This window comes from Helicobacter valdiviensis (genome assembly GCF_003245365.1).
GTDB lineage: Bacteria > Campylobacterota > Campylobacteria > Campylobacterales > Helicobacteraceae > Helicobacter_D > Helicobacter_D valdiviensis.
Genome location: NZ_NBIU01000071.1, coordinates 1 through 2,252 on the forward strand (window position 1 = coordinate 1; position 2,252 = coordinate 2,252).

Sequence of the window (2,252 nt, forward strand, 5' to 3'; positions counted from 1 at the left end):
CCTTTATTTGTGTAGGATAGATGGCTATTTCTTTTTCATTCATTTTTATCGCTTCAAAACTATCCAACACATAATAGATTTGAAATTTACCAGAGAGAGCATAAAAGGCTATAGCTTGGCTTGATTTTTCTTTAGAGCCTAGTTTATATTCTATGCCAAAGTCTATATCAGAAATTCCATAAAATTGCATATGACTTCTTCTTAAATCACTAGGAGAGATTTCATTTAAAGTTTTTTCATGTTTTTGTAGATTTTTAGCGTCTTTAATAAAAGAAAATTTTCTATCATTGGCTTCTTCATATTTTATATTTAGTGCAGTAATCATATTTTTTTTAGTATCAAAAACTTTATGAATACTTTTTGGTATTTTAACTCCTTTTGGATTTTTAGCGATTTCTAAAAGATTTGCAGTTACTTGCATGTGTAGATTTGTCTGACTTGTGTCTTTAAAGGTTTTATGTAATATATCGCTTTTGCTGTTTATGAAGTCTTGTATTGAGTTTAACAAGTTTTGTGTGAGTATCTCGCTTTTATTTTCGTATTTTCCTGTGGGTATATTTTTTAGCTGAGTGTATTTTTCTTCTATTTGAATACTGGATATTTCTTTTTCTAATCTTTTTACCAAAGGAAACTTCATATAAAATTCCTCCCAATCTAGCTCTATATAGAAATTTATAATATCCCCAATGGCCTTAAGCCCTATGGTTTTATCTTTAATATTTGAAATATTATTTGAACTCTTATAAGTCTCAAATTCAAGATACATATCTTTGTATTTGTTATAGTATTCTTCTCCTATTTTACTATAATTTTTATCATATTCTTTTAGTGTAATTTTTGGCAATATCTCTTTTATTATTGTTTTCATAGTTTCATTAGGGATAGTATCTAAAAAATCTTGCGAAGTAGAGCTTAGAAAGGTTAAATCTTTTAATTCTTTAGCATCACTTGGATTATCATGCCATAGTCTTTGGCATATATAGCTCACACCCCACCCAAGCCTTGAGATTTCATCTTTGTTTGTATGTGCCCTTAGTGTTTCTGCTAGAGTGCAATCAATGGTAATTTGTGGATAATCATTAATTCTTATAAGATAAGAGGCATTATAATTGGGTATTTCTTTGTAAGCAAAGACTAATAATGCTTTTTGTTCTTGTGTATCTTTAAGGTTTGGTAGTTGCAAACTAAGATGTTTTCCACAATAAGCTTTGTTGTTTTTTGATTGTCTATAAATGATAGAGGAAGATAATAGGGCTTTGTCTTCTTTTTTCTCAATATAAAAACAATCTTTTAAAATTTCTTCATCAAATAAAGAACTTTCCTTTTTGTTATTGGTTAATTGATTTTTGTTTAACTTATCTAAGGTGTTTTTATCCTGAATAAAAACATAACCCCATTGAATTTGCTCTTCTTTGATTTTTGTATCCTCATAAATGGCTTCAAATTCTACTATATCGCCAAAAGTATAGAAATTGCGCACTATTTTTTCATTATTTTCTAAGGTAAATTCTTTAGGCTTTAGTCTAATAGAGTTTATAGAGCCTTTATCTGCCTTTCTTTCAAATTTTATTTCACACCAATGCCCATATTCATAACTTCTTAATAAAAATCTATGATTATAAATGGGTTTGTTTTTATAAATCCTAGATTGGTTTAAAATTAATTCAAAGCTTTGTGCTTCTTTACTAAAAATTTCACTGGTATTTAAATGAGCTTCCCCCATTCTATTGGTTGTAAAAATAGTCTTGATTTCATTTTTATTGCCCTGTGCTATTTCATAGAGTTTAAATTCTTGATTATGCAGAAGAATATTATTAGAACTTAAAAGCCTAATGTTTAAACTATTTTTTTGATTGAATGCTTCCATTACTCTGCCTTAACCTCCCCACCTTTAACCACAAGTCCTTTGGAATCTATCACTACTTCTACTCCACCTGCTTTAATAATCACGCAATCTCCCTTAGCAACAATTTGCGTTTCACCTACTTGGTGGAGGATTTGGTTACCTGCTTTTACTTCATAATCTGTTTTTGTTTGCGATAATGAATTATCAGATATAAAGGTATTATTTTTATCTGTTTCAAAGCCCATTGAAGCATTAGTGGTGATTAGTAGATTATTTTTGCTTCTTATAGAAGTCTCTTTTTCTGTTTGGATTTTTAATGTTTCTTTTATATTAACATCATAATGCCCCTCAACCACCTCCTTTTTATTCCCCTTCACATTCTTTATCTCATCTTTATGGATAATAG

1 protein-coding gene and 1 pseudogene are annotated in these 2,252 nt (G+C 28.9%); both read right to left on the bottom strand.

What is annotated here, in order from left to right; genetic code table 11:
- The coding region (locus tag B6S12_RS11585) for a hypothetical protein (RefSeq protein WP_245892659.1) at nucleotides 1–1,867 on the bottom strand (1,867 nt) is incomplete at its 3' end.
- A pseudogene (locus tag B6S12_RS10470) lies at nucleotides 1,867–2,252 on the bottom strand (bacteriophage T4 gp5 trimerisation domain-containing protein); the annotation flags it as partial. The pseudogene B6S12_RS10470 and the gene B6S12_RS11585, both read right to left, overlap by 1 nt.